This is a genomic window from Streptomyces sp. SID13726, assembly GCF_010548375.1.
Taxonomy (GTDB): Bacteria; Actinomycetota; Actinomycetes; order Streptomycetales; family Streptomycetaceae; genus Streptomyces.
Window position 1 is genome coordinate 1 of the sequence record NZ_JAAGLY010000534.1, and the last position, 425, is coordinate 425.

Here is a 425-nt window from a genome sequence, read left to right on the forward strand (position 1 = left end):
CGAAAGCCCGCCGCAGGCGCAACGGTGGCGCGGGCGCCGACGTACCCGCACCCACGCCGGCCGGCGTACCCGTACCCGCACCCCCGCCGGCAGGCGTTACGCGTCCGCCAGGACCTGGCGTTGGCGGCCCAAGCCGTCGATCTCCAGTTCCACCACATCCCCCGCCCTCAAATACGGCTTGGGATCCGGCTGGCCCATCGCCACCCCCGCCGGTGTCCCCGTGTTGATCACGTCGCCCGGGTACAGCGCCATGAACTGGCTCAGGTAGCGGACGACCTCTGCCACCGGGAAGATCTGGTCCGCGGTGGAACCGGCCTGCTTCGGTTCGCCGTTGACCCAGAGACGCAGGCCCAGGGCCTGGGGGTCGGGGACTTCGTCGGCGGTGACGAACCAGGGGCCGATGGGGTTGAACGTCTCGCAGTTCT

Annotated in this window: 1 protein-coding gene; it reads right to left on the bottom strand. The window is 70.6% G+C overall.

Annotated features, from left to right (window positions below):
* Positions 1–96: 96 nt before the first annotated feature.
* The coding region (locus G3I78_RS48975) for a fumarylacetoacetate hydrolase family protein (RefSeq protein WP_164437135.1) at positions 97–425 on the bottom strand (329 nt) is incomplete at its 5' end.